Annotated in this window: 25 protein-coding genes; 11 read left to right on the plus strand and 14 right to left on the minus strand. The window is 64.5% G+C overall.

Going from position 1 to position 24,466, the window contains the following annotated elements:
* Positions 1-87: 87 nt before the first annotated feature.
* The 5 genes from MTP16_RS14180 to MTP16_RS14200 all read left to right on the plus strand — a co-directional run bounded on the left by MTP16_RS14180 (position 88) and on the right by MTP16_RS14200 (position 5,883).
* Positions 88-2,379, plus strand: coding sequence for an aconitate hydratase (locus tag MTP16_RS14180; RefSeq protein ID WP_243510421.1), 2,292 nt, complete (start codon positions 88-90; stop codon positions 2,377-2,379).
* A gap of 102 nt (positions 2,380-2,481) precedes the next feature.
* Positions 2,482-2,679 (plus strand): hypothetical protein, encoded by a 198-nt coding sequence (locus tag MTP16_RS14185; protein ID WP_243510423.1) that lies wholly within the window; start codon positions 2,482-2,484, stop codon positions 2,677-2,679.
* A 367-nt stretch (positions 2,680-3,046) separates the two neighbouring features.
* Complete coding sequence (locus MTP16_RS14190) at positions 3,047-3,868, plus strand: alpha/beta fold hydrolase (protein WP_243510427.1); 822 nt, start codon at positions 3,047-3,049, stop codon at positions 3,866-3,868.
* Positions 3,869-3,901: 33 nt separating this feature from the next.
* Positions 3,902-4,813: a carbohydrate kinase family protein gene (locus MTP16_RS14195; RefSeq protein ID WP_243510430.1), complete on the plus strand. Its 912-nt coding sequence runs from the start codon at positions 3,902-3,904 to the stop codon at positions 4,811-4,813.
* Between the two features lie 116 nt (positions 4,814-4,929).
* Positions 4,930-5,883, plus strand: coding sequence for a toxin-antitoxin system YwqK family antitoxin (locus MTP16_RS14200; protein ID WP_243510440.1), 954 nt, complete (start codon positions 4,930-4,932; stop codon positions 5,881-5,883).
* A 31-nt stretch (positions 5,884-5,914) separates the two neighbouring features.
* On the opposite strand, the gene MTP16_RS14205 is transcribed toward MTP16_RS14200, so the two are convergent.
* The 3 genes from MTP16_RS14205 to MTP16_RS14215 form a co-directional block, all read right to left on the minus strand.
* Positions 5,915-6,673 carry an EcsC family protein gene (locus MTP16_RS14205; RefSeq protein ID WP_243510442.1) on the minus strand — a complete coding sequence of 253 codons (759 nt, stop codon included), beginning with the start codon at positions 6,671-6,673 and terminating at the stop codon, positions 5,915-5,917.
* 78 nt (positions 6,674-6,751) lie between these two features.
* Complete coding sequence (locus tag MTP16_RS14210) at positions 6,752-7,177, minus strand: hypothetical protein (protein WP_243510446.1); 426 nt, start codon at positions 7,175-7,177, stop codon at positions 6,752-6,754.
* Positions 7,178-7,210: 33 nt separating this feature from the next.
* Positions 7,211-7,972 carry a glycosyltransferase family 2 protein gene (locus tag MTP16_RS14215; RefSeq protein WP_243510449.1) on the minus strand — a complete coding sequence of 254 codons (762 nt, stop codon included), beginning with the start codon at positions 7,970-7,972 and terminating at the stop codon, positions 7,211-7,213.
* 137 nt (positions 7,973-8,109) lie between these two features.
* On the opposite strand from MTP16_RS14215, the gene MTP16_RS14220 reads away from it, so the two are divergent.
* Positions 8,110-8,844 (plus strand): adenine nucleotide alpha hydrolase, encoded by a 735-nt coding sequence (locus tag MTP16_RS14220; RefSeq protein WP_243510452.1) that lies wholly within the window; start codon positions 8,110-8,112, stop codon positions 8,842-8,844.
* Positions 8,845-8,935: 91 nt separating this feature from the next.
* Here MTP16_RS14220 and MTP16_RS14225 read toward each other — a convergent pair whose 3' ends face one another.
* Positions 8,936-10,522 (minus strand): MutS-related protein, encoded by a 1,587-nt coding sequence (locus MTP16_RS14225; protein ID WP_243510455.1) that lies wholly within the window; start codon positions 10,520-10,522, stop codon positions 8,936-8,938.
* 306 nt (positions 10,523-10,828) lie between these two features.
* Here MTP16_RS14225 and MTP16_RS14230 point away from each other — a divergent pair, with 306 nt between their 5' ends.
* Positions 10,829-11,518: a TIGR02117 family protein gene (locus MTP16_RS14230; RefSeq protein WP_243510458.1), complete on the plus strand. Its 690-nt coding sequence runs from the start codon at positions 10,829-10,831 to the stop codon at positions 11,516-11,518.
* Between the two features lie 156 nt (positions 11,519-11,674).
* On the opposite strand, the gene MTP16_RS14235 is transcribed toward MTP16_RS14230, so the two are convergent.
* Positions 11,675-11,923: a hypothetical protein gene (locus tag MTP16_RS14235; RefSeq protein ID WP_243510463.1), complete on the minus strand. Its 249-nt coding sequence runs from the start codon at positions 11,921-11,923 to the stop codon at positions 11,675-11,677.
* 229 nt (positions 11,924-12,152) lie between these two features.
* On the opposite strand from MTP16_RS14235, the gene MTP16_RS14240 reads away from it, so the two are divergent.
* Positions 12,153-12,605, plus strand: a complete 453-nt coding sequence (locus MTP16_RS14240) for a LexA family protein (RefSeq protein ID WP_243510467.1) — start codon at positions 12,153-12,155, stop codon at positions 12,603-12,605.
* 100 nt (positions 12,606-12,705) lie between these two features.
* Positions 12,706-14,034, plus strand: coding sequence for a Y-family DNA polymerase (locus MTP16_RS14245; RefSeq protein ID WP_243510469.1), 1,329 nt, complete (start codon positions 12,706-12,708; stop codon positions 14,032-14,034).
* Between the two features lie 199 nt (positions 14,035-14,233).
* On the opposite strand, the gene MTP16_RS14250 is transcribed toward MTP16_RS14245, so the two are convergent.
* From MTP16_RS14250 to MTP16_RS14280, 7 genes are all read right to left on the minus strand, one after another.
* Entirely contained in the window at positions 14,234-17,050 is a 2,817-nt protein-coding gene (locus tag MTP16_RS14250; protein ID WP_243510471.1) for a S8 family peptidase, read from the minus strand.
* A 158-nt stretch (positions 17,051-17,208) separates the two neighbouring features.
* Positions 17,209-17,475, minus strand: a complete 267-nt coding sequence (locus MTP16_RS14255) for a hypothetical protein (protein ID WP_243510474.1) — start codon at positions 17,473-17,475, stop codon at positions 17,209-17,211.
* A 54-nt stretch (positions 17,476-17,529) separates the two neighbouring features.
* Positions 17,530-17,823 (minus strand): hypothetical protein, encoded by a 294-nt coding sequence (locus tag MTP16_RS14260; protein ID WP_243510476.1) that lies wholly within the window; start codon positions 17,821-17,823, stop codon positions 17,530-17,532.
* A 90-nt stretch (positions 17,824-17,913) separates the two neighbouring features.
* A complete protein-coding gene (locus MTP16_RS14265; RefSeq protein ID WP_243510485.1) occupies positions 17,914-18,468 on the minus strand; it encodes a hypothetical protein in 555 nt (184 codons plus the stop codon).
* 32 nt (positions 18,469-18,500) lie between these two features.
* Positions 18,501-19,253: a hypothetical protein gene (locus MTP16_RS14270; RefSeq protein WP_243510488.1), complete on the minus strand. Its 753-nt coding sequence runs from the start codon at positions 19,251-19,253 to the stop codon at positions 18,501-18,503.
* 114 nt (positions 19,254-19,367) lie between these two features.
* On the minus strand, positions 19,368-20,141 hold the full coding sequence (locus MTP16_RS14275) for a DUF2490 domain-containing protein (protein ID WP_243510491.1): 774 nt from the start codon (positions 20,139-20,141) through the stop codon (positions 19,368-19,370).
* Positions 20,142-20,247: 106 nt separating this feature from the next.
* On the minus strand, positions 20,248-20,766 hold the full coding sequence (locus tag MTP16_RS14280) for a hypothetical protein (protein ID WP_243510494.1): 519 nt from the start codon (positions 20,764-20,766) through the stop codon (positions 20,248-20,250).
* A gap of 250 nt (positions 20,767-21,016) precedes the next feature.
* On the opposite strand from MTP16_RS14280, the gene MTP16_RS14285 reads away from it, so the two are divergent.
* Positions 21,017-23,173: a TonB-dependent receptor family protein gene (locus MTP16_RS14285; RefSeq protein ID WP_243510508.1), complete on the plus strand. Its 2,157-nt coding sequence runs from the start codon at positions 21,017-21,019 to the stop codon at positions 23,171-23,173.
* A gap of 73 nt (positions 23,174-23,246) precedes the next feature.
* Here MTP16_RS14285 and MTP16_RS14290 read toward each other — a convergent pair whose 3' ends face one another.
* Entirely contained in the window at positions 23,247-23,525 is a 279-nt protein-coding gene (locus MTP16_RS14290; protein ID WP_243510511.1) for a hypothetical protein, read from the minus strand.
* Between the two features lie 30 nt (positions 23,526-23,555).
* Positions 23,556-24,032, minus strand: a complete 477-nt coding sequence (locus MTP16_RS14295) for a hypothetical protein (protein ID WP_243510513.1) — start codon at positions 24,030-24,032, stop codon at positions 23,556-23,558.
* 132 nt (positions 24,033-24,164) lie between these two features.
* Between MTP16_RS14295 and MTP16_RS14300 the strand changes: the two genes are divergently transcribed.
* Positions 24,165-24,440 (plus strand): GNAT family N-acetyltransferase, encoded by a 276-nt coding sequence (locus MTP16_RS14300; RefSeq protein ID WP_243510515.1) that lies wholly within the window; start codon positions 24,165-24,167, stop codon positions 24,438-24,440.
* Positions 24,441-24,466: the final 26 nt, after the last annotated feature.

Below are 24,466 nucleotides of genomic sequence, written 5' to 3' on the forward strand. Positions count from 1 at the left end.
ACAAAACCCGCATCCGCGCATTTTGGCTAGGTACAACTTAGCGGGGGTGCTACATTTGCACAACCACTCTTTATTAATACGCATCCTATGGCTTTCGACCTGGAAATGATTCGCTCGGTGTATGCCGGCATGGGTTCCCGCATCGAGGCGGCCCGCGCCGCCGTGGCACGCCCGCTTACGCTCACCGAGAAAATTCTCTACGCCCACCTCTACGGCGGCGAAGTAAAGCAGGCTTATGAGCGCGGCGTTTCCTACGTCGATTTCGCCCCCGACCGTGTGGCCATGCAGGACGCCACCGCCCAAATGGCCCTGTTGCAGTTCATGCAGGCCGGCAAGGCCACGGCCGCCGTGCCCTCCACCGTGCATTGTGACCACCTCATTCAGGCCAAAGACGGCGCCACCGCCGACTTGGCCGAAGCCAACTCTGAAAACAAGGAAGTGTACGACTTCCTGGCCTCGGTTTCCAACAAATACGGCATCGGCTTCTGGAAGCCCGGCGCCGGCATCATCCACCAGGTGGTGCTGGAAAACTACGCCTTCCCCGGCGGCATGATGATTGGCACCGACTCGCACACCCCCAACGCGGGCGGCCTAGGCATGATTGCCATCGGCGTAGGCGGCGCCGATGCCGTGGACGTAATGGCCGGCATGGCCTGGGAGCTGAAGTTTCCGAAAGTCATCGGCGTGAAGCTGACCGGCAAGATGAACGGCTGGACTTCGGCCAAAGACGTGATTCTGCGCGTGGCCGGCATCCTGACGGTGAAGGGCGGCACCGGCGCCATCGTGGAGTATTTCGGCGACGGTGCCGAGAGCCTCTCGGCCACCGGCAAAGGCACCATCTGCAACATGGGCGCTGAAATTGGCGCCACCACGTCGGTGTTTGCCTACGACGAGAAAATGGGCGACTACCTGCGCGGCACCGGCCGCGCCGAGATTGCCGAAGCCGCCGCCGCCGTGCGCCAGCACCTGCGCGCCGACGACGAGGTGTACGCTCAGCCGGAGCGCTATTTCGACCAGCTCATCGAAATCGACCTGAACACGCTGGAGCCCTACGTGAACGGCCCGTTCACGCCGGACGCCGCCTGGCCCATCTCGCAGTTTGCCGCCGCCGTGAAAGAGCACGGCTGGCCCGAGAAGCTGGAAGTAGGCCTGATTGGCTCGTGCACCAACTCCTCGTATGAGGACATCACCCGCGCCGCCAGCATTGCCAAGCAGGCCGTGGATAAGGGCCTGACCGTGAACGCCGAATTCACCATCACGCCCGGCTCGGAGCTGGTGCGCTACACGGTGGCCCGCGACGGCCTCCTCGACACCTTCGCCGACATGGGCGGCGTGGTGCTGGCCAACGCCTGCGGCCCGTGCATCGGCCAGTGGGCCCGCCACACCGACGACCCCAAGCGCCGCAACTCCATCATCACGAGCTTCAACCGCAACTTTGCCAAGCGCAACGACGGCAACCCCAACACCCACGCCTTCGTGGCCTCGCCCGAAATCGTGACGGCCTTCGCCATTGCCGGCGACCTGACCTTCAACCCCCTCACCGACACCCTGCCCGGCGCCAACGGCCCCGTGAAGCTCGACGAGCCGATGGGCGTGGAGATGCCCCCCCGCGGCTTTGCCGTGGAAGACGCCGGCTTCCAGGCGCCCGCCGAGGATGGCAGCGGCGTGCAGGTTATCGTGAACCCGACCTCGGACCGCCTCGAACTGCTCGAAGCCTTCAAGCCGTGGGAAGGCACGGATTTGATGGGCCTGCGCCTGCTCATCAAGGCTCAGGGCAAGTGCACCACCGACCACATTTCGATGGCCGGCCCGTGGTTGAAATACCGCGGCCACTTGGACAACATCTCGAACAACATGCTCATCGGGGCCACCAACGCCTTCAACGGCGAGGCCAACTCGGTGCGCAACTTCGCGGTGCAGGGCGACGGCTACACCACCGTGCCGCAGTCGGCCCGCTCGTACAAGAGCCTGGGCATCGGCACCGTGGTCATTGGCGACGAGAACTACGGCGAAGGCTCCTCGCGTGAGCACGCCGCCATGGAGCCCCGCCACCTCGGCGTGCGCGCCGTGATTGTGAAGAGCTTCGCCCGCATCCACGAAACCAACCTGAAGAAGCAGGGCATGCTCGGCCTCACCTTCGCCAACAAGGCCGACTACGACCTGATTGAGGAAGGCGACACCATCGATATCCTCGGCCTGACCACCTTCACGCCCGGCCAGCCCCTGCAGGCCCGCCTGCACCACGCCGACGGCGACACCGACCTCATCACCCTCAACCACACCTACAACGAGGGCCAGATTGAGTGGTTCAAAGCCGGCTCGGCCCTGAACCTGATTCGCATGAAGGAAAGCGGCGAAGCCCAGCTTTCGCAGAAGTAAGCGACTGGCTTTAATAGCAACTAAGGCAACGGCCGCTTCGGGAAACCGGGGCGGCCGTTTGGCTTTTTCACGCTAGCGGCTCGTTTCGGTTTGCTAATTTCCGTGAACCCAACGCAAAGGCGAGAAGATGGATGGGAATATTGCAAGGGCTATAAGAGCCATAACAATCAAGGTAACAATGCGCTTATCACCCCTTGCTCTAAACGCTATAATGATGAACGCAATGAAATACGCAATAGCAAAGGGAATACCAATGAAGATGGCGCCGAATATGCCGAATATAGCAGTTTCGTCAAGTAGCAGAGGCATAAGCTAGAGGATTGTATTTTTTAGCAGAGCAACTATTCCTACGGCAATAATGAACATAACCCCTTAAGCTAGCTTACGAGTAAGCCCCTTAGTTAGTAATCTGAGCAGCGCAAATAGGGCTAAGTAACCAATGGTACAAGACGCCACAACTATTGCCAAGAAGGGATTAATCTTTGTGGTTTCATCAAGTAGAAAAGCCATAGCCAAAGGTAATTACTGCTGGCGTTAAGCCTGTGGGTTAAGCATTTTCTGAACAAAAACTGAACATTTCCTGCGGTGAATCAGAAGCTCAAAGCCAGTGGGCAGCACATTGTAGACGCACGCCAGCCGGGTAGTTATTTCAAATAGCTTTACGGCTATGAAAGCCCGCCTGCTTCTGCTCTTCTTAATCTTCAGCCACCTTCTTGCCGCCCAACCCGTCCCGCCCTACGGCCACAACCCCGCGGCCGGGCACTACCAGTTGGTGCGCGGCGTGAAGCTGTACTACGAAACCTACGGGCAGGGTCCGCCGCTGCTGTTGATTCACGGCAACGGCGACAACATCTCGGCGTGGGCGAAGAACATTCCCTACTTCGCCCGGCGCTACCGCGTCATTGCCGCGGACAGCCGGGCCCACGGTAAGTCGGTGGACGCGGGCGACTCGCTGAGCTTCGAGATGATGGCCGACGACTTTGCCGGTTTGCTCACGAGTTTGCGCATTGATTCTGCCTACGTGATGGGGTGGAGCGACGGCGGCATCAACGCGCTGGCGCTGGCGCTGCGGCACCCGGAGAAGGTGAAGCGGCTGGTGGCCACCGGCGCCAACCTCTGGCCCGATTCGACGGCGCTGATGCTCAGCCTGTGGCGCCAGCAGCAGCGCGGCTACCAGGAAAACAAGGGCGTGAAATTCACCGACCCCAAGCGCCGGAACGATTGGAAGGTGTTCTGCCTCGACGTGTTTCAGCCCCATATTCCGCTGGCGGCGCTGCGGCGCGTGCGGGTGCCGGCCTTCATCATCGCCGGCGACCGGGACGTCATTCGGCCCGAGCACACGGTGGCTATCTACCAAAGCCTGCCCCGCGCCTGGCTCTGGCTGGTGCCCGACAGCGGGCACGCTACCTTGCAGGAACACGCTGATGAATTCAATCGGAAGACGGATGCTTTTTTCCGGGCGAAAGCCGTGTTGGTCCCGGCGCGGTAGTTTCGCGGCTCCATTCCGTCAAAAACACCCGCCATGCCTTCCAGCCCCGCCGCCCAACTTCCCACCATCGCCTGCTTCGGCGAAATCCTCTGGGATGTGCTGCCCACCGGCAAGCAGCCGGGCGGCGCGCCTTTCAACGTGGCCGTGCACCTGCACCAGCTGGGTTTGCCCGTGCGCTTCATCAGCCGCGTGGGCGAGGACGAGCCGGGCACCGAGTTGGTCGATTTCGTGGCGTCGAAGGGCGTGGGCACCGGCCTCATTCAGCACGACCAAACCCACCGTACGGGCGTGGTGAATGCCAACGTAGACAACGCCAGCGAGGTAACCTATGACATTGTGCAGCCCGTGGCCTGGGACTACATCGAGCACGATGCCGCCGTGGAGGCCGCCGTGGCCACCGCCGCCGCCTTCGTATTTGGCAGCCTGGGGGCCCGGCAGGCGGGCACCCGCGAAACGCTCTACCGCCTGCTCGAAAGCGCGAAACTCAAGGTGTTCGACGTAAACATGCGCCCGCCGCACTACACCCGTGAGGTGGTTGAACACCTGCTCGGTCGGGCCGACATGGTGAAAATGAACCACCACGAGCTGGCCGAACTCCTGGGCTGGTTCGGCGCCGAAGCCGAGCCGGCCGCGGCCATGCCCTGGCTGGCCCAGCGCTTCGGCCTGCAAGCCGTGTGCGTCACCTGCGGGGCCGACGGCGCCCTGCTTTGGACAGATAATCAGCTTTACCGCGCGCCCGGCGTGACGGTGCAGGTGCAGGATACCATCGGCAGCGGTGACTCGTTTCTGGCCGCGCTGCTCAAGGGCTGGCTCACCGGCCAGCCGCCCGGCGAGGCCTTGCGGTTTGCCTGCGCCACGGGGGCGCTGGTGGCCACGCACCGGGGCGCCACGCCCAGCATCAGCGAGGCCGACGTAGCGCAGCTGCTGGCGGCGCAAGCGGGGTGACAGGCGTGAGCCGCGGCGAAGTTACCCACCCGAAGCCCTGCCCTGCACTTGAGTTGACGGTGGGCCGCGGGGCCTGTAGCTAAGCCAAACGGGCCTTATATTTCAAGCGAAAGACCATGAAACAGCGCATGAAATGGATGGGCGTCGGGCTTGGGCTGCTGGCAGGCCTGTTGGGGGCCCGGTCGGTTAGCGCGCAAGAAGAAACCGAGAAAGTACTGGTGGAAAAAGCCGGGATAGTCGAAGAGTTCAGCGTGTTGAAAGCCGACCGCACCATCCGGCAGGGCGCCTACATCCGGTACCGCCCGTTGGGTGGGGCGGCGGGCGTGGCCGTGCTGGAAGCCGGCAGCTACGAGCACGGTTTAAAGGAAGGGGAGTGGCGCAGCTTTTACGAAGAAGCCCCGTGGAACAAGCTGCAAAGCCAGGGGAGCTACCGCGCCGGCCTGCCCGATGGCCTGTGGCAATATTACCACTGCTACTGGATGCGGCAGCGCAACGCGGCGGAGCTGGCCCCTAACGGCCGCAAAACCAAGGCGGGCTACCTGGTTTCGGTGGTGGATAGCGCGGCCCGGCTCCAGGCCAAGGGCCTCAACTATGCCGGCACGCGAGCCGGCGTGTGGGTGTATTACGACGCGGCGGGCAACGCCATTCAAAAAGTCAACGAGGCCGCGCACCAGTTGGTGTACTGGCGCCCGCCGACGCGCGAGCCGGTGAGCGGCCCCGCCCTCGGCGCCAACCATCCGCTGCTGTACCTGGGCGGCCGCAACCAGCTGCAAGACGCCATTTACCATCACATCGAGGCCTTTTCGCGGCTGCAGCCCTACAGCGTTGGCAGTGCCAAATTCGTGTTTTCGGTAGATTCGACGGGACACCAAACCCACTTCGGTTTGGACGCCAACGTACTGCCCAATGCATTTGAAACCTTCGTGCTGAGTGCATTAAGCAACCTGCCCACCACCTGGCTGCCGCAAGTGGTGAACGGGCACGCCGTAGCCGCCGAATACCGCGTGCGGTTGAGCATCAAAAACCACCAGGACAGCGGGCGGCTAACCGTGGAGATGCTCGGCGACTGATACCGGCCGTCGGCTGCCTGCTCGACCAGGGCTAGCGGCTGGCCGGCGGCGTCAGCAGTTGCGCCTCTTCGGCCGCGGCGAAATGCCGCATGCGGTAGCAGTTCATGGCCGTGTCGCCGAGCTGCTCGATGAGCTTGTAGTTGGCCACGGCGCCCACCGCCGCCCCGATGACGGGCACGAGCTGGGCCATTTTGGCGAGGTCGATGTAGTCGCGGTATTCCTGCTGAAAGGTGCGCCAGTCAAACTCCTCGGGGTTCAGGGGCAGGCTGAGGCGGTAGGCGTCCCAGTCGGCCAGGCGGTGGTAGGTGGCGTTGCGGGCCTGCTGGCTGCTGAAGGCCAACTGAAAGACGTGAAGCAGGTACAGCCGCTCGGTGTAGTCGTGCACATCGTAGCCGTAAAGCGCCGCGATGTCAAACAGCAGCTTTATTTTCAGGCCAATGAGCAGCGGGAAATCGGCCAGGCCCAGCAGGAAGCCGCCGGCCCCGGTCACGGCGCCTTCGGCCGTGGCCATGGTGCGGTAGTCGCGGATGCGGACGTGCACCTCGGCCTCGCGGGCGGCAAAGGGCACGCCGGCCAGCGGTTTGGCCGTGGTGTGCCGCGAGCCGAACAGCACGCCGCGCACCATTTGCTTGATGGCCCCGGTGATGGCCTGATGCACCTTTTCGGGCAGCAGGGCATTGAGGCGCACCTGCACGCGGTGGGCAAAGTTGTTCAGAAACGAGGGCGGCCGCTGCATCCGGCGCTGCCAGGCGCGCAGCTCAACGCGGGTTTGCTGTTCGTCAGGGTTCATGGGCGAAAGGTAGCGCGGACTCTGCGAGTCCGCGCATCGGTAGGACGTTCGCCCAAGCGCGGACTCGCAGAGTCCACGCTACAGCGTGGCCGTTTGCGCTTCCCGGTTTTCGCGCGGCTTGGTCACCAGGTAATACCAGAGCAAAATGCCCAGCCCGATGAGAAACGGCACCAGCGCCAGGTGCTTGCCCGTGATGGTGGGCGTCACGTGCACCGTGTCGAAGCCGAAAAACTCACTGGTCATCCAGTAGGAGTTGGCCGTTATCCAGAACACGATGGCCAGGTTGTGGGCCAGCTCCGAGGCGTAGACGCGGGTGCGCCAGGTAATGACGAGGGCAATGCCCAGCGTGGGCACCACCATGGCCAAGCCCAGCGGCCGCCACACCATGCACCAGGCAATGTCCTTGAGCAGCCAGAACAGGATGTGCGTGTTTTCCATCTTCCGGTACGTAGCCGGGATGCTGTACACTTCTTCGGAAATCGGGGGCGTGGCGGGGGCGGACATAGGGCAAGGCGAAAGCCCAAAAATAAGCGTCGCCTATTCTCCCGGCGCCCCGATGCCCAAGGCGGCCAGCTGCGGACGGTACTTGTCGTAAATCACGCGCAGGTCGGCGTTGTGGGTGGCCGCGTCTACCCCGATGCTCACGTTGCGGGTGTGGAAGCGGTGCAGGTGGCTGATGTGCGGGCACACCACCGGCAGCTGCCCGGCCAGCAGGAAGCGCACGTAGAGGTCCAGGTCCTCGGCCATCTTCAGTTCGTTGTCGTAGCCGCCTACCGCGTCCACGAAGACGCGGCTGTAGCACACGTTGCCCTGAATGAAGTGCTCGGCCCGAAAAATGGCTTGCAGCATGGCCGTGGGCGTGTCGAACTGCCAGGCGTAATAGTCCTCGTTTAGCAGGTAGCGGCCGTGCTCGTCCACGCGCAGGAAATCGGCTACGAACCAGGAGCGGCCGGGGTTGGCGTTAATTTGACTGCCGTAGTGAAACAGGCTACGCTGCAGCAGGAAGTCGTCGTCATCGAGCGGCACAATCCAGGCGTCGGGCGCGGTTTCCTGAATGAGTTGGTTGCGGGCCGGGCCGGCCAGCAGGCGTTCCGGCGCCTGCCAATGGCGCAGGGGCGGGCCGGGTTCGGCGGCCGCCTCACGCAGGTAGTCGGCGGTGCCATCGTGCGAGCCGCTGTCAAAAATCAGGTGTTCGAAGGAGAAATCGAGGGGGGCGCTCACGGTGGCGCGCACGCTGGCCACGGCTTCGGGCAGCAGCTCGCGGCGCTGGTGCGTGGGGGTAATGACAGAAAAATGCATGCCCGCTTGTTCGGCCGGGGACAGAAAAGGTTGCCGGCCGCAACGCTGTAGCGTGGACTCTGCGGGTCCGCGCGTAGCAGAACGTTCGCTCCGGCGCGGACCCGCAGAGTCCACGCTACCCGGTTACTTTGCCACCCATGACGCAGCCAGCCATTTTCAATTGGAGCGGGGGCAAAGACTCGGCCCTGGCGCTCTACAAGGTGCAGCAAAGCGGCCAATACCGCATCCAGACGCTGCTTACCACCGTGAGCGAGCCCTACCAGCGCATCTCCATGCACGGCGTGCGCACCACGCTGCTCGACCGGCAGACGGCCAGCCTCGGCCTGCCCTGCCGCCAGCTCTTCCTGCCCGAAACGCCCAGCATGGACGCCTACGAGCGCCTGATGGCCAGCACGATGGACGAGCTGCGCCGCGCGGGCGCCGCGACTGCCATCTTCGGCGATATATTTCTGGAAGACCTGCGGCGCTACCGCGAGGAAAAGCTGGCTGCGGCCGGCTGGGAGGCCATTTTTCCGCTCTGGGGCGTGCCCACGTCCGAGTTGATGCGTGAGTTTCTGTCCCTGGGCTTCAAAACCATTACCACCTGCGTCAACGACCGATACCTCGACCAAAGCTTCGTGGGCTGCGTCATCGACGAGCAGTTTCTGCGCGACCTGCCGCCGAATGTGGACCCCTGCGGCGAAAACGGCGAGTTTCACACCTTCGTCTTCGACGGGCCTAATTTCCGCGAGCCCGTGGCCTTCGAGAAAGGCGAAATCGTGCACCGCCGCTACACGCCCGCACCCAAGAATAACGACGCGGACTACGAATGCGGTGCCGACGCCGACCCGAGCCCATTTGATAATGGGTTCTGGTACTGTAACTTGGTGTAGAGACGCATAGTTGCGTCTCATCGGCCGCGCCGTTCGGGCGCCATGCATGGGCGGGCGCTATCGTTCAACGACGAGGCGCAATGATGCGTCTTTACTGCGTAGCCGCGTCCAGTGTGCGGCTCAAATCCATGGCATTCTGCACAATTTTCTCCGGGAAGCCCGCCCGGGCCAGCAGGCGGATGGCGTTGCGGGTGCGCAGCGGGCCAGGCTTGAGCAGGTAGTCAAAGTGCCAGCTGGTTTCGGTCACGGTTTCGGAGAAGTGGTATTCCGTAAACGCGGGCGCCAGCAGTTGGCCCAGCCCGCCGTCGTGGGTGGAAGCTATTACCAGGCTGCGCGGCTGCAAATACGCCAGCACGGCCTGCGTGGCAGCAATGCGCTCCACGGTGTTGGTGCCCTTAAACAGTTCATCCAGAATGAACAGGTAGCCGCCTGCCCCCGCATCGGCAGCTTGCACGAAGCCGAGAATGGTTTCGGCTTCGGCGAAGTAGTAGCTCTTGCCCTCGGTCAGGCTGTCAGCGAGGTTGATGCTCGACACCACCCGCCGAAAGGGCGCGGCGTAGGCCGTGGCCGGGCAGGTGGCAATGGTTTGGGCCAGTAGCGTGTTCAGGCCGATGGCGCGCATGAACGTGGTTTTGCCCGACATGTTGGAGCCCGTGAGCAGCACGCTGGCCTCGGCCACGGCCAAATCATTCGGCACGCAGCCGGGCACCAGCGGGTTGTAAGCGCCCGTCAGGCGCAGGCCTGTGGCTAGGTCGAACTGCGGCGTGCAGTGTGAATGACGCATCCGGAACCCCGCCACCGCCACTGCGCAATCCACATAGCCTACGGCGTCATACACTGCCCGAATGGCCCCAAAGTGCTGCTCTACCTGGCGCCGGCAGCTGCGGTACACGATGAAATCGAGGAGCAGCATCATTTTGAGGTATTCCAAAACCAGCCACGGCAGCACTGCCAGGTCCGATTGCATCAGGTCATCAGCCTGTAGAAAGGCCACCTTGCTCACAATGGAACCCAGCCGGGCCAGCGGCTCGGCCAGGCCGCGCAGCGCCGCCAGCGGCAGTTGCAGCCGGGCCACGCCGCTCCCGGCGCGGTAGAGGCTGCCGAGCTGTCGCATGGGCCGCATGCCTCCCCTGATGCGCTTCCGGTACCAGAAATGCAGTACGGAATGCAGCACAATTAAGGCCCCCGAAAGCAGCCACAGGGCTGGCTGCCAGAAACCTCCCGCCACCGTGGCCAGCAGCAGGAGCACCAGCGCGGGCGCGGCGGCCGTCCAGGGCAGGGACGGTAGGGCATCGCCGGTCAGGATGTCGGGCAGGTAATAGGCATCGGTGGAGGTGAGGCGGCGCAGGGCCAGCAGCGCCCGGCCGCGCGGAGCGGGGTCGGCCATCAGGCGGGCGGCCTGGTCGAAGTCCTGCAAGGCGGCTTCGTCATTTAAGGGGCTGCGCAGGCGGTGGTAGAGGCACTGCTCGCCCACGCGGCTCACCGTGTTGTCGAGTTGGGCAAACAGGTCGTCGCCGTTGAGGTCGGTCCAGGTCTGGTCGTCGAGGCGGTGATAGGCGGGCTCCGTTTGCACGGCGGTGTGGTAGCGGGCCACGAGCGGAAACAGGTGCGAGCGGGGCGCGGGCGTGCGCCACGCGGCTTCGAGAGCAGCCAGCTGGCTGGCGGTGGAGGTCCACATGGGAGCGGGGGAGGGGCCGCGCCCATAAGTGGGCACGGCCGGGCAAAAGTACGGGCCGCCGCGCGGCGCACGGGTTGGGTTACTTTTTCATTTCTGCCGTATTGGACAGCGGCGCCTTTGATTTAGAAGCGCTTCAACAAGGCGGCAATCGGTCCGACGCCGTAGGCGTCCGACCGATTGCCGCTGGCACGAGCCCTAAACGGGCCCTCATGCCCAACCGGTCTGACGCCTATGGCGTCGGACCGGCTACTGGCCTATTTCCTAAGCAAATTCTTCATTGTCTTCCATAGCTTCCTAGCCCCTTCCATGCCCTTCTTCATTCGCAAAGCCCTGAAAGTAGCCGCCTACACCGCCGTTGGTTTGGGTGGCGTGGTGGCCGTTTACCTGGGGTCGGCCTTCGTGCTTTCGCGTATTGCCGTGCCCAAAGCCGAGGCCAATGCCTCGCCCGACGTGCCGGTGTTTCTGAAATCCAACGGCGTACACACCGACATTGTGGTGCCCGTCAAAACCGCCCAGATGGACTGGAGCAAAATGTTGCCTTACAGCAATATTCCCTCCGGCGACAGCACCCTGCGCTACATCGCCTTCGGCTGGGGCGACAAGGGCTTCTACCTCGACACGCCTACCTGGGCCGACCTCAAGTTCAGCACGGCCTTCGTGGCGGCGTTTTGGCTGGGCTCGTCGGCCATGCACACCACCTACCTGCGCAGCCTCACGCCCGGCCCCGACACCGTGCCCCTCACCCTCAGCCACGCCGAATACGCCCGCCTCATCCGCTACATCCAGACCAGTTTCGACTACGACGCCGCTGGTCGCCCCCAGCACATCAAAGGCCACAGCTACGGCCCGGACGATGCTTTTTACGAAGCCCACCGCGTCTACAGCTTCCTCTACACCTGCAACACCTGGACCAACAACGCCCTCAAAGCCAGCGGCCAGCGCGCCTGCCTCTGGACACCCGCCGACAAAGGAATTTTGTATCAGTACGGCCGGTAGGCGTACCCCGAAGCTGTGCGGCGGCTCGGGGGCGACGCCTGTTGCCGGAGGCCGCAGCGCAGCTGCGGGGTACACCCGTAAACAAACCGGCCCCGCCGGCTGCAACGCCAACGGGGCCTAACGGGTGGAACCATGGAGCCACAGGCTCGGGCGGGCTTAGTTCAGCCACACATCGGCCACTTGCTCGAAGCGGTGGGCGGCAAAGGCGCCGTAGGGCCGCTCGGCGTAAAAGCCGAGGATGTGCACCTGCGGCTGGCCGGTGCGCGCGTGCGGCAGCACACGCACGGCGTACACGCGGCCGGCTTCGGGCCAGTCGCCAATGTAGTCGGCCGGGCGCTGCTTGTCGTTCACGCAGCGGGCAAATTGCTGCAACGGCAGCGGCGTGGGGAGCTTGACGTTTGACATGTCCAAAGATACTGATTTTGCAATAAACTAAAAAATTTGGCGAAAAATATTTTAGTCTTTTTTGAAGAAAAGTAGTCCTATTGCCTCTGATAATACATGATTATGCAGTGAAGCAAGATGATGTACGTGGCCTGCTTATTACTGGATTGGAGCGGTCAATAAAACCAATTACTAAATTAATTAGTAAATAGCATGTCTTATCCGTTGGGTTAGACGGACAAGCGTCTATATGCTTACATCGCTGCACGATTTTATTTCGGCCTCCCTGTTTTCCACTCGGGAGCTGCCCTTGTTTGGTTGCCCGGTGCCGGCGGGCTTCCCCTCGCCCGCCGACGACCACCTTGAGGGGCCGTTCGACCTGAACAGGCTGTTGTTTCGGCACCCGGCCTCCACATTCCTCGCCCGCGTCAGCGGCGATTCCATGATTGAAGCCGGCATTCACCCCGGCGATTTGGTGGCCGTCGACCGCGCCCTGCGAGCCGGCCACGGCAGCATCGTGGTGGCCGTGGTGGAGGGGGAGCACACCATCAAGCGCCTGCAATTCCGGGCCGGCCAGCCGTGGCTGGTGGCCGAAAACGCCCGCTACGCACCCCTGCCGGTGGGCCCCGATGCGGGCCTGGTAGTATGGGGAGTCGTGACGCACGTAATTCATTCGCTGGCGGGAACACCGACGGTCAGGTGAGAGCCGGTGAGTGCACCGAAAATGGAATATTTATTTTAAAAAATGCCACACCTATCGATGAATAGCGGATATTCATCGGCAGGCCGCGCCATAAGTTCGGATGTACGCCCTCGTCGACTGCAATAACTTTTACGTGTCCTGCGAGCGGGTTTTTGCGCCGCAGCTGGAAGGCCGGCCCGTGGTGGTGCTGAGCAACAACGACGGCTGCCTGATTTCGCGCTCGCAGGAGGCCAAAGACCTGGGCCTGAAGATGGGCGAGCCCTACCACTTGGTGCGGCCGCTGTTGGAGCAGCACCGGGTACAGGTGTTTTCGTCGAACTACGCCCTCTACGGCGACATGAGCCGGCGCGTGGTGCAGGTGCTGAGCGGCCTGGCCGCCGGCGTCGACGTGTATTCCATCGACGAAGCTTTTCTCGACGTCAGCGGCATGAAGCTGCTGGAGCCCGACTTGCTGGCCTATGGCCAGCGCGTGCACGAGACCTTGAAAAAACACACCGGCATCCCCACCTGCGTGGGCATTGCCCCCACCAAAACCCTGGCCAAGCTGGCCAACCGCCTAGCCCCCAAAACCGGCCCCGTTCGCACCGTGACGCTCGCCACGGCCGCCGACTGGGAACCGGCGCTGGCCCAGGTGCCGGTGGGTAGCATCTGGGGCGTGGGCCGGCGCTACGCCCGCAAGCTGACGGACATGGGCATCGGCACCGGCCTGGAGCTGGCCCGCCTGCCCGAGCACTGGCTGCGCCGCCACCTGGGCGGCGTGGTGGGCCAGCGCCTGTGGCGCGAGCTGCACGGCCAGCCCTGCCTGGAATGGAACCCCGCCGAGTGGGACGACGACCAGCTGCAGCCCAACACCGCCAGCCGCCACAGCGTGACGTGCACCCGCTCCTTCGGCCGCCCCCAGCACCAGGAAGCCGTGCTGGCCGAAGCCGTGGCCACCTTCGCCACCCGCGCGGCCGAGAAGCTGCGCCGCTACGGCCAGGCCGCCCACCTGGTGACGGTGCTGTTGGGCACCGACCGGTTTGCGCCCACCGCCGGCCCCAAAACCCACACGGCTGTCATCAGCCTGCCCACCAGCACCAACGACACCGGCATGCTCATCAAAGCAGCCCTGCAAGGCCTGCGGCAACTACGCCGCCCTGGCGTGGCCTACCACCGCGCCGGCGTGCTGTTCACGGGGCTGGAGCCGGAAGGCCAAGCACAATTGGGCCTGTTTTCGGGCTCGGCGGCCGACCAGCAGCGCAGCCAGCAGCTCATGCAAGCCATGGATGGACTGAATGCGCGTTTTGGCCGGCAGCTGGTGCGGTCGGCGGCTATGGGCGTGGCCAAAAATGTGGATGGATTGCTGCAAAAGCCCGTTTGGGGCGGCCGTGCGGCGCACCGTTCGCCGCGCTACACCACCGGCTGGGATGAGCTGTGGCAACTGCGTTAGCAGTGGCTTTATCTGAGCCAAACCAATACACATAAATGGCGTGTGCCCCGGTCCGACCGCCCTAGGCGGTCCGACCGGATGAAGAACCGCCGATTTCTTCCTCACAACGACCGGTCGGACCGCCCTAGGCGGTCCGACCGGAGCATCCGGGTTTGCTGCGGAGGCTTTTTCGTAAAAGCCAATTAGCCACTTTGGATACCTAGCGCACCACTACGTTCCGCACCAGCAACCCGCTCGCACCTTGCGCCCGCAGCACATACAAGCCGGGCGCGAGGCCCGTAAGGTTTAGCTCAATGGCTGTTTCTGCACGGGTTTGTTTGAGCACTGTCTGGCCCAGCGCATTGGTCAGCCACAGCGTTGCTGGGCCGAACCGGGCCGGTAGTTCCACCCGCAGCTGCCCGACGGCCGGATTGGGGTACACGTTGAAATCGGGCACGGCCGCGGCAGCCCGGGTGGGCAGGAGAGTGGCGTAGGCCGCCGCCGCGGCATCGGCGCTGGCTTGCAGCTGGGCCAGGGTGGGGGCTACCAGCACGGCGAAGGTGACGGTGGTGGAGTCGCCGGGCGCGAGCCGGGCCACGCGGGTGCCCACCACCTGCGACACGTCGGCCCCGTTGGGCAGGCCGGCGGTGCGCTGGCCCCGGGCGGTGCCGCCGCTCAGGGTCAGAAACTTCTCAGCCATTGAAAAGCCGTCGGCCAGGCGCACGGGGCTGCCGGCCGGGGCGCCGTTGTTGATGGAATACACCGTGGGCGCGCCCCCGCGTAGCAGCCGGAAGCCGGCGTAGGCAGTGGGCAGGGGCTGCGGAGCCGTTTGGCCCACAGCATAGGCGTAGCCTAAGGCGCGGGTGCTGTCCCAGGTGGCCACGTTGCGGGCGGCGCCGTCGCCGTTGGGCAGGTCCCAATCGGTGAAAATGCCGGCGTAGAGCGGCTTGAGGGTGTCGGCGGTGAGGTTACGGAGCGAGTACTCCAGCAGTACGAAGTCGCGCCGGCTGGCAGTGGACCAGGCGTAGGCCCGCTGGCGCACGCGCACGCCCACGCTGCGCACCCGGCTGCCGGCTGCCGGCACGGTGTCTTGGAACACGACGCGGGCCTCCTGCGACGCGCGGGGACCGGGCTGCTGGCGGGTGGCCTGCGCCAGGCTGAAAAACGACTGGCGCGACTGCCCGCCGCTGGTGCGCAGCCGGTCCGACACGCGGGTGGCACTGGTGGCCAGCAGCAAGCCGCCTTCGCTCAGAATACTGCTGCTGCCCCGGTACGTGAGGCCCGCCCCGATGGTACCGGCCAGGTTGTCATAGGCCAGGTTGCCGCGGCTGGTCAGGGTCAGGGCCAGGTCGTTGGCGTCGAGCACCACATAGTCAGGGTTCAGGGTCAGGTCCACAAATTGGTCGAGCTGGAAGCCGCCGGCGGCCGTGAGGCGGTAGCGCAGCGTGGCCGTGGTATTGAGCGGAATGCCGCTGGCCACTACTGCTAGCCGGAAGGGCACGGCCGCATTGCTGGCCCTGCCCAGCGTGGCCAGGCTGCCCGCCGCGAAGCTGCCCTGGCGCACCGTGACGTAGGGCGACAGCGAGGTGAGCGTGACCGTGAGGCTCGCCACCGGCTGCAGCAGGTTTTGCACCTCAGCCGTCAGCCGGATGGTATCGCCGGGAAGGTAAACCGCCCGCTGCGGTGCGAACGTGCTGCTCACCACCCGCGCTTCCTGCAGGTTGCTGCGGCTCAGGGCCTTCAGCACGTTGAGGCGGCCCGTGCCCAGGCGGCCCACCCAGGGCGCGTTCGCGGGCAGGTTGTCGATGTTGTCGGTGGTTTGGCGCAGCTGGGCGGCCACTTGGTCGGCGTTGTACTGCGGAAACACGCGCCGCACCAGTGCCGCCGCGGCCGCCACCAGCGGTGCGGCAAACGAGGTGCCGCCCACGGCAATGTAGTCGTTGTCCTGCACGCCGTAAGTAGTCAGCACGCTGATGCCCGGCGCCACCAGGTCGACGCGGCGGCTGAACGTGCCGTTGGGGCTTTTCTGGTCGGTGCTCTGCACGCCCGACACCGACAGCACGTGGTCGTAGGAGGCCGGGTAGAACAGCAGGTCGGCGTTGGTGTTGCCAGCGGCGGCCACCAGCACGGCGTTGCGGTTCACGGCGGCGTAGGTGACGACGTCCTGCTCGAAGCGCGAATAGCCGCCCACGGCCCCCCAACTCATGTTGATGACCTGGCAGCCGTGGTCGGCCGCGTACACAATGGCCTCGTAGCCGGCAAACACGCCGGTGGGCGTGTTGGGGTAAATAGACAGCGGCAGAAAGCGGCAGCGGTTGCCCAGCCCCGCAATGCCCAGGCCATTATCGGCGCGGGCGGCCGTCACGCCTGCCACCAGTGTGCCGTGCACAATGGTGGGGTCGTAGCCGGCGTTGTTGTCGTTGTTGGCCAGGTCCCAGCCGGTGAAGTTGTCGATGTAGCCGTCGTTGTCGTCGTCGAGGCCGTTGATGGGGTCGGCGTAGTTGTGCTTCACCTGCTGGCGCAGCTCCTCGTGGGTGAGGCGCACGCCGCCGTCGGTGATGCCGATGACGAGGCTGCTGTCGCCGCGGGTGATGTCCCAGGCGCGGTAGGCCTTAATCTGCTTCAGGTAAAACTGGCTGGTGGCGATGTCGGTCAGCGTCGAGTCAGCCATGGGGTCGTTGGGCTGGTAGAGCGGCTCGCGGATGTAGAGCGGCTCCACGTACTCCACGGCGCCGGTGGCCAGCAGCGCGGCGCGGGCCCAGTCCAGCGTCACGGTGGCCGGCAGTTGCATCTGGTAGATGTTGCGCAGCTCCACGCCGCCCGGCCGCTCCGGGCTGGGCGGCAGCGCCCGCGGAAACTTCTGCTGCATGGCGCCCGCGCCCAGTGAGCGCAGCACCGCGTCGAGCGCAGCCGGCGCCTTGCCCGCCCGCAGCTTCAGCACCAGCCGGCCGGGAATGGTGGGCGGGGCAGCGGCCGCGCGCGGCGCAGCCAGTCCAACAAAAAACAGGAAAAAGCAGATACGTAATAGGTTTTGCATCAGGCAGAAGGGCGGCGAAATGGGTGGGAAGTTAGAAAAGCTTCTACGTAACTGCAACGGGTTCGGCTTGCCGGTGGCCCGGGAATATTTGGCGCCAAAAACGTGCGGCCCCGGCTTCGTCAGAAACCGGGGCCGCGTTGTGGTGTGCCTTGGCTTGCTTAGCGGGCGCGCTTCAGCTTGTTGCCGTTGCTGTATTTGTAGGGCTTGGGCGCTTTCACGGTTTTGGAACGCTCCAAGCTGTTCGGCCGGAGCTCGATAACCGGCCGTACATTTTCGCGCCGGAACTGGGTCTTGGCGGTTTTACCTTGGCGCGACTCGGAATTGTGAGAGAAAGCGCGCTTGGCTTTCACTTTGGGGCGGTTTTGGGCCTGCACGGTGCCGGCCGCGAAGCAGGCCAGGAGCAGCAGGAGGAAAAACTGTTTCATGGCAGTGTCAGGTTAATGCGTTTAAACAAAAAGGCCAGGTGAAAGGCCGAAAAATTAGTCTTTGAGCAAGCCCTGCACGTCGTCGCGCAGCGAGGCAATGCCGTGCCGGATGGTAGACAGCAGGCCGGAATCGCCGCCCGCGGTGGCGTGCTGGCCGAGCTGGGCAGCCAGTTGGGCGCGCTTGGTTTCCAAAGCGTCGGCGTGCTGCTCGTGGGTGCTGGCCGAGCCGGCCACCGTGGCGTGGGCGCGGTTGCGCAGGGTTTGGATTTTGGCGTCGAGCTCCTCAAGAGCTTGGTGCAGCTCGGCCTCGGAGAGCTGAGGCGCGCGCGGGTTGGTGGGCGTGGACATGGCGTAGGAAATCAGGACAAAGGAACCTAGGCTTTGTACTGCGATTGCGCCGGAAAAGATGCCGCGCCGGGGCCGATGTTGCCAAAAAACCTACGCCGGGAACGTGCGCGGCAGGCCCAGCTCGCGGGCCAGCGGCGCGGCGCCCGACTGCCACAGCGCAGCCAGCACGACGTTGGCGGTTTCGGCCAGCTCCACGTGGTAGTCTTCGTGCAGCTTGGCGGTTTGCTTCAGGGCCTCCTGGGTGCGCTTGGTCAGGTGCTGGAGCAGGGGCTGGGTGGGGCCGTGCAGGCGGGCCGTGGCCTCGGCCTGGTGGCGGAACACGTTGGCCAGCAGGCGCCAGCTCAGCTCCACTTCGCCAAAGGCGTCGTCGGTAATCTTGGCGTGGTAGGCAAGGCGCGCCTGCAACTGCCGAAGTATCACGAGCAGGTCGTTGGGGGTGGGGTGGTAGCCGCGCACGGGGTCGTCGACCTGGGCGCGCAGCGTGGCGCGGCGGGTTTCCAGCGCCTCGGGCCCCTCCAGCAGGCGGAAGGCCAACTGCTCGGTCAGCACCGCGTCCTGGGCCACGAGGCGGGCCAGGAGCTGGTCTTTCTCGCGTTCGGGCAGGGCAAAGAGGGCGCGGCGCAGGTCGGGCGGGAGGGCGGGCATGGCGCAAAAGTACCGCGCGTAGCAGTTGCGGGCTACCGCCGCCAGCGCCAAATAGCCAGCGCTCCAATGCATGCGAATAAAGCAAGTGGCGCCTCCCAGCCGGGCTCGGCAAGTAGCGCCCAGCTTCCGGTGATGTGGTCGGTGTTTATACGCCAGTTCTCAGCCACTGTCATGCGTTTCCAAAGCGGCGCCGGAGTCAGTGCAACCGGTGGTTCAATGTCGTTCTTGGGTTCCGGCGGAATGGCTGGCCGCAGCAGTGGGTCCGCCCAGCGCTGGCGGGCCAAGCCACCGCTGAAAGCATACAAAGTTGGCCGGGAAGAAGGATGGTGCAGGTCCAGGAAATACTTTTTAACGTTGTATTGCGCCATCAAATCCAGCACCAGCACCAAGGATGAGTAGCGGGCCCGCTCACCGAAGTAAACGCGCAGGCCATCCCGTCCCGGGTCGCTTTCCCAGCCCCGGCTCAGCGTGCGGATGGTTGTTTTCAAACGGTGTCCGGCCACTGAATCCGCTGAACGGCTGTGCCCAAATTCAATGGTGTGCCAGGTGCGGAAATAAGCCAGCTGCGAATAGCGCAAGTATGGTCCATAGTGTGGCATTCCACCCCAAAGAAGGTCTGAGTCGGACCGGGGCGGCATGGTCAACTGCATCACGTTGCGCAGCTTTAGTTGCCTCGGATGTTGAGTCACCGCCACACTCCCCAGCCACAGCAGCCCCGCCAGCGCCAGCAGGCCGGGCGGCAACAGCAACGGGCGGCAGTGGCGGCGCGGCAGGTGGAAGTGCATGGCGCGGGAGTGGCGTGAACTCTGTAGTTCGCGTGGCTGAACGAGTCGTTGAAACGGTGCGGGGCACGCGAACTGCAAAGCTTGCGCTACTAGCTAACGGCCTTACCCAGCCCTTTAGTCTAGCAGCGTCAGGTTGTAAGTCACGCCTAAGCGGAAGCCGTTGTTAAACTCGAACACCGGAAACTTCGTGGCCGGGTCGGGGTCGTAGTGCTGGGTAATCTGATTGAGAAATTGCAGCTCCAGGCGAAAGTCCTCGCTGAACCGGTAGCCCAGGCCGGCGGCCACGCGGTTTTGGTTGAAGACGTTGGTGGTGATTTCGCGGCCGAAATTGAGAAACACCTCATCAAATGCCGTGAAGTACCATTCCTTATCATCAAGGGTGGGGCCCTGCAGCGGGATTTCGCTGGCCAACTGGTAGCGGATGCGGTTTTGGCGTTGCCACACCGCATCGTCGCCCAGCGGGCCGCTGGCGCCGGGCACGCCAATGAAGCGCTGCTCCAGGCGCAGGCGGTGCGCCAGCCCCACCCGGCCCAGCGAGTCGGTCACCGTAACGTCTTCGTAAAAGCGTTGTTCGGGAAAGGCACCCGCGTCGGCGGTGGGGTGAGCACCGTAGGGGTGGGTTTTGAGGAAAGTGTAGCCGCCGCCCAGCTTGAGGCGCGGCAGCAGCTGGTAGCCCACGCCGGCCCGCAGCAACTGCTGCTGCCAGCCCGTGATGAAGCCGGTGCGCCGCGCCTGGTACTCGGTGTGAATGGTGAGGCGCGGCCCCAGCCGGTGGTCGCCCTCGTACACGTACCAGCCAATGCGGTTGAAATCGTCAATTCGATTCACCGGCCCTTGGGCCCGGGCGCCCAGGGGCAGTAGCAACAGCAGCGGCAGGAGGTATTTCACCGGGCGAAGATACGTGGAGCCGTTGGCGGCGTGCCCCGAAGCTGGGCTTCGGCTCGCGTCCGAGTTATTCAACGAGCTGAAACCGGGCTTCGGGGTACACCGGGCCTCAGCCTTTCTTGGCTAGCTGCCGCAGCTGCTGTAACTCAGCGGCTGCGGTGTAGCGCAGCTCTTTGGTGCGCGTGCACATGCCGGTACTGTAGTAGGGCGTAATCTTTCGCTCTACTCCGCGCAGGTTTTGAGCGGTGTCCACGGTGTAGGCAAATACCACAAACTCGTCCCCGACTTTATAGAAAACGCCGCACGAAGAGCCCACGCCAGCGGTGAGTACTTCTATCGTAGCTGGGCCGGCCGCCCCCTTAAGCGGTTGCGTCACGGCAAAAGTGTATTTGCGGTACTGCATCCGCCTGGTAATCACCGTGTCTCGGCCGGTGCGGGTGCGTAGGTGCGCGGTGTCTGTCATTTCTACCAAGCTTTCCGACACCACGCGACCCGTGAAAACCAGCTGCGCCTGGGTCCAGGCTTTGGCTATTTTCTCTTTTTCCGGAATCCTTGCTTCGATGCAGGAGCACGCCCACGCATTCGCGCAGTTCATCAGGAGGCAGCAGGCAAGCAGGAAAGCTTTCATTCGTTTTACGAGGCAGGTAAAGGATGTTCGATTGATGCAGCGGGCGGGCGAAATGCACACAGCCAGTGCAAGTAACGCAAGCGGCCGCCTGCTGCCAATGGCCGCGAAGCGGCTCGAAACCACGCCAGTGACGAACAAAGCTGCACCCGAAATGCCGAATGGCCTCGCGCCCGCACGACGTCCCGCATCGGGCCGCATCTAACATTTGGCCCCGCTTCGCCGTTGGCACAAGCCCGACTTCGTTGTTTTCATGCTCCGTTTTTTTTCGCTGGCGCTGCTGGCTGCCTGGCTGCCTGCCGCCCCGCTGCTGGCCCAAACACCGGCCCCCGCCGACACCACCGCCCGCGCCGTGGCCCTGCCCGAAGCCACCGTGACCGGCTACGGCCAGCGCCTGCCGCTGCGCCGCACGGCCGCCGCCATCGGTGTGCTCGACGCCCGCACCATTCAGCAGTTCAACCCCGCCGCCCTCACCCAGGCCGTGAACACGCTGTCCGGCGTGCGGCTGGAGGAGCGGGCTACGGCCAGCTACCGGCTCAGCATCCGGGGCAGCACGCTGCGCTCGCCCTTCGGGGTGCGCAACGTGAAGGTGTACTACAACGGCATCCCCTTCACCGAAGCCGGCGGCAGCACCCCGCTCAACCTGCTCGACCCGGGGCTCATTGGTCGCCTCGAAGTGCTGAAAGGGCCGGCCGGCAGTGTGTACGGCGCCGGCACGGGCGGCGTGGCCCGGTTCGGCACGCCCGAGGTGGCCGCCGGTACCAGCCGGGTAGCGGCCGGCGCCACCGTGGGCAGCTACGGCCTGCGCCGCGCCACCCTCACGGCCGAAACGGGCAGCGCCACCAGCAGCGTACGCGCCCAGTACGCCCACCAGGAGCTGGCCTGCTACCGCCAGCAAAGCGCCCTGCGTCGCGACGTTTTCGCGCTGGACGTGCGCTCGGTGGCCTCGCCCAAAACCACGCTGGCCGCCCACCTGCTCTACGCCGACATCAACTACCAGCTGCCCGGCGGCCTCACCCGCGCGCAGTTCGAGGCCAACCCACGGCAGGCGCGGCCGGGCACCGCCACGGCGCCTGGCACCGTGGCGCAGCAGGCGTTTTACGCCTCGCGCACCGGCCTGCTGGGGCTCACGCACGAGTACCGATTTTCGGATAAGCTGGAGTTGGAAACCACGCTTTACGGCAGCGGCACGGCCATTCGCACGCCGTATCTGGTCGACTATGAGCGGAACACCGGGCTGGGGCTGGGCGGCCGCTCGGTTCTGAGCTACCGCACTGCGCTGGCGGGCCGGGTGTTGCGTCTGCAGGGCGGGGGCGAGTTTCAGGCCGGCTTCACGGACGGGCGCAGCTATGCCAACAACGGCGGCACACCCGGCGCGCTGCGCTACAACGACGAAATCACGACCACCACCGGCTTCGTCTTTGTCCAGGCCGACTACAGCCTGCCGGCCGACCTGCTGCTCACCGTGGCCGCCAGCTACAACCGCCTACGCTACGGCATCGCGCGGGTAAGCAATGCTGCTACCCAGCCCAACGCCTACCAGTTCAGCCGCAGTTTCCGACCCGAAGTGTCGCCCCGGGTGGCCCTGCTCAAGGAATTTAATCCCAGCCTCTCGGTCTACGCCAGCGTGAGCACAGGCTTCTCGCCGCCCACCATCGAGGAAATCCGCCCTTCGGATGCCAGCCTGAACGGTGACTTGCAGGCCGAGCGCGGCACCAGCTACGAGGTGGGCACCCGTGGCAGCTTCTTTCGCGAACGGCTGCGCTACGAGGTGAATCTATTCGATTTCGAGCTGCGCCAAACCATTGTCAGCAGCACCACCGACCAGGGCATTGTGGTGTTTCGCAACACCGGCCGCACCCACCAGCGCGGCCTCGAAGCAGCCCTGAGCGGCTGGCTGTGGCAGCAGCGGGTGGTGACGAGCGAAATGTCATTTACCGGACCTGCGGGCTCTAACACTACTTATCGGAACGAAGCAATAGTGGGCGGCCTGCGCGCCTGGGCCAGCTACGCCTACAACGACTTCCGCTTCGGCCGCTACCCCAGCGGCGGCACCGACCTCAGCGGCAACCGCCTCACCGGCAGCACGCCGCACACGCTCAGCGCGGGTCTGGAACTCAGCGAGCGGCACGGCTTCTATCTCAGCCCCAACCTCAGCCACCAGGCCCGCGTGGTCCTCAACGACGCCAACACCGACACGGCGCCCGGTTACTGGGTGTTTGGAGCGCGCGGCGGCTGGCGGCGCACCCTGGCCGGCCACATCGAAACCGATGTATACGCCGGTCTCGATAACGCCACCGACCGGCGCTACAGCCTCGGCAACGACCTCAATGCCTTCGGCGGGCGCTATTTCCAGCCGGCGCCGGGCCGGGCCTGGTACGCGGGCGCGCAACTGGGCTGGCGCTGGTAGTTGGGAATGGCGCTAAACAAAAAGGCTTCCGTGCCTAGCACGGAAGCCTTTTTGTTGCTTGAAGCCAACGAGGTTAGTTGGGGCCCTGTTCTTCGGGCAAGGTGTAGGCCCGGTCGCTGGGGTCGGTAAGCTCGCGGGGCAGGTTTTCGTCGGAAGCGGGAGCGGGGCCAGCGGCGGCCATGGCCTCGCGGTCCATGCGCAGGGAATCGTCCTGCATGTCGTTTTGGGTCTGGCCGCCGGCGGGCTTGTTGTCGTCCACTATCTGGCCGTAGGTTTCGGCGTTGAGCATGGGCGTCGAAGCACCGTCTTCGGCGTTGAGGTCTTCGTTGGCGTTGTTATTTTCGGGAGACATGAGGCTGGCGATGAAGGTGAGAGCAAAAGCTTACTTGTCGTTGTTCGGGTAGTTGGCGTCGGCGTCTTCCTCGCGGGTGTTGTGGGTGCCGCCGCCGGCGTAGCGCGGGTCGTCGATGGCCCAGGCTTTGCGCAGCTCCTCGTTGTCTTCGCTGGTGGCCTGCACGGCGGCCACCAGGCCGGGGGCCTGGTTTTGCACCACGTGGCCGGGCTGGTCCTCGGCGCGGTCGGGGGCGTTTTGGGCGTCCTTCTCACGGTCGCGGAATTCGCTGAACTCGTCGGGGTTGTCGTTGGCGCCGCTGCGGCCGGGGGCCGAGCTGTTGGTGGGCGTGGTGTAGTTGGCGGCCGTGGGGCCCGCGGCCGGCACGCCCCCAAACTCACCGTAGTTGGGGCTGGCGGCGTTCACGGCCGGGTCGTGGGGGTTGGGGCGGGCGGTGGCGGCGCGCTCCTTTTGGTCTTCGGGGCGGAAGTCGTTTTCGGACGGCTGGGAGGGGTTTTGCGTATCCATAAAAAAGAAGAAGGGAAAGAAAGTAAAACCAAACGGGCCGGGCCCATCTTTACCCTGCTGTACGCAAACCAGCCGTCCCCGTTCACTTTCCGGCCCAAGGGCCGCCATTTCCACTCCTTACCCCTTGTTTACATGGACATTACTCACCACGCCGCCGACCAGGAATTCACCGTTCTCCGCGACGGCTACACCGCCGAGCTCGCCTATGCCCGCCCCGCCGACGGCGTCATCGACTTCACCCACACCTTCGTCGACGAGGGCCTGCGCGGCCAGGGCGTGGCCGACGAGCTGGCCCGCACCGGCCTGGCTTTCGCCCGCGAAAACCAGCTGAAAGTCAAAACCAGCTGCACTTTCATGCACGGATTCGTGAAGCGCCATCACGACGAGTACGCCGATATTTTGGCTTAGGAAAGAGGCTGCCGGTCATTGCGAGG

Origin of the sequence: Hymenobacter monticola, assembly GCF_022811645.1 — a bacterium.
In the GTDB taxonomy this organism is placed as follows: Bacteria; Bacteroidota; Bacteroidia; order Cytophagales; family Hymenobacteraceae; genus Hymenobacter; species Hymenobacter monticola.

Excerpts from the sequence above, each read along its gene's own strand:
- MTP16_RS14180 (WP_243510421.1), top strand. The coding sequence starts at position 88 with ATGGCTTTCGACCTGGAAATGATTCGCTCGGTGTATGCCGGCATGGGT.
- MTP16_RS14190 (WP_243510427.1), top strand. The coding sequence starts at position 3,047 with ATGAAAGCCCGCCTGCTTCTGCTCTTCTTAATCTTCAGCCACCTTCTT.
- MTP16_RS14195 (WP_243510430.1), top strand. The coding sequence starts at position 3,902 with ATGCCTTCCAGCCCCGCCGCCCAACTTCCCACCATCGCCTGCTTCGGC.
- MTP16_RS14200 (WP_243510440.1), top strand. The coding sequence starts at position 4,930 with ATGAAACAGCGCATGAAATGGATGGGCGTCGGGCTTGGGCTGCTGGCA.
- MTP16_RS14205 (WP_243510442.1), bottom strand. The coding sequence starts at position 6,673 with ATGAACCCTGACGAACAGCAAACCCGCGTTGAGCTGCGCGCCTGGCAG.
- MTP16_RS14210 (WP_243510446.1), bottom strand. The coding sequence starts at position 7,177 with ATGTCCGCCCCCGCCACGCCCCCGATTTCCGAAGAAGTGTACAGCATC.
- MTP16_RS14215 (WP_243510449.1), bottom strand. The coding sequence starts at position 7,972 with ATGCATTTTTCTGTCATTACCCCCACGCACCAGCGCCGCGAGCTGCTG.
- MTP16_RS14220 (WP_243510452.1), top strand. The coding sequence starts at position 8,110 with ATGACGCAGCCAGCCATTTTCAATTGGAGCGGGGGCAAAGACTCGGCC.
- MTP16_RS14225 (WP_243510455.1), bottom strand. The coding sequence starts at position 10,522 with ATGTGGACCTCCACCGCCAGCCAGCTGGCTGCTCTCGAAGCCGCGTGG.
- MTP16_RS14230 (WP_243510458.1), top strand. The coding sequence starts at position 10,829 with ATGCCCTTCTTCATTCGCAAAGCCCTGAAAGTAGCCGCCTACACCGCC.
- MTP16_RS14235 (WP_243510463.1), bottom strand. The coding sequence starts at position 11,923 with ATGTCAAACGTCAAGCTCCCCACGCCGCTGCCGTTGCAGCAATTTGCC.
- MTP16_RS14240 (WP_243510467.1), top strand. The coding sequence starts at position 12,153 with ATGCTTACATCGCTGCACGATTTTATTTCGGCCTCCCTGTTTTCCACT.
- MTP16_RS14245 (WP_243510469.1), top strand. The coding sequence starts at position 12,706 with ATGTACGCCCTCGTCGACTGCAATAACTTTTACGTGTCCTGCGAGCGG.
- MTP16_RS14250 (WP_243510471.1), bottom strand. The coding sequence starts at position 17,050 with ATGCAAAACCTATTACGTATCTGCTTTTTCCTGTTTTTTGTTGGACTG.
- MTP16_RS14255 (WP_243510474.1), bottom strand. The coding sequence starts at position 17,475 with ATGAAACAGTTTTTCCTCCTGCTGCTCCTGGCCTGCTTCGCGGCCGGC.
- MTP16_RS14260 (WP_243510476.1), bottom strand. The coding sequence starts at position 17,823 with ATGTCCACGCCCACCAACCCGCGCGCGCCTCAGCTCTCCGAGGCCGAG.
- MTP16_RS14265 (WP_243510485.1), bottom strand. The coding sequence starts at position 18,468 with ATGCCCGCCCTCCCGCCCGACCTGCGCCGCGCCCTCTTTGCCCTGCCC.
- MTP16_RS14270 (WP_243510488.1), bottom strand. The coding sequence starts at position 19,253 with ATGCACTTCCACCTGCCGCGCCGCCACTGCCGCCCGTTGCTGTTGCCG.
- MTP16_RS14280 (WP_243510494.1), bottom strand. The coding sequence starts at position 20,766 with ATGAAAGCTTTCCTGCTTGCCTGCTGCCTCCTGATGAACTGCGCGAAT.
- MTP16_RS14285 (WP_243510508.1), top strand. The coding sequence starts at position 21,017 with ATGCTCCGTTTTTTTTCGCTGGCGCTGCTGGCTGCCTGGCTGCCTGCC.
- MTP16_RS14290 (WP_243510511.1), bottom strand. The coding sequence starts at position 23,525 with ATGTCTCCCGAAAATAACAACGCCAACGAAGACCTCAACGCCGAAGAC.
- MTP16_RS14295 (WP_243510513.1), bottom strand. The coding sequence starts at position 24,032 with ATGGATACGCAAAACCCCTCCCAGCCGTCCGAAAACGACTTCCGCCCC.
- MTP16_RS14300 (WP_243510515.1), top strand. The coding sequence starts at position 24,165 with ATGGACATTACTCACCACGCCGCCGACCAGGAATTCACCGTTCTCCGC.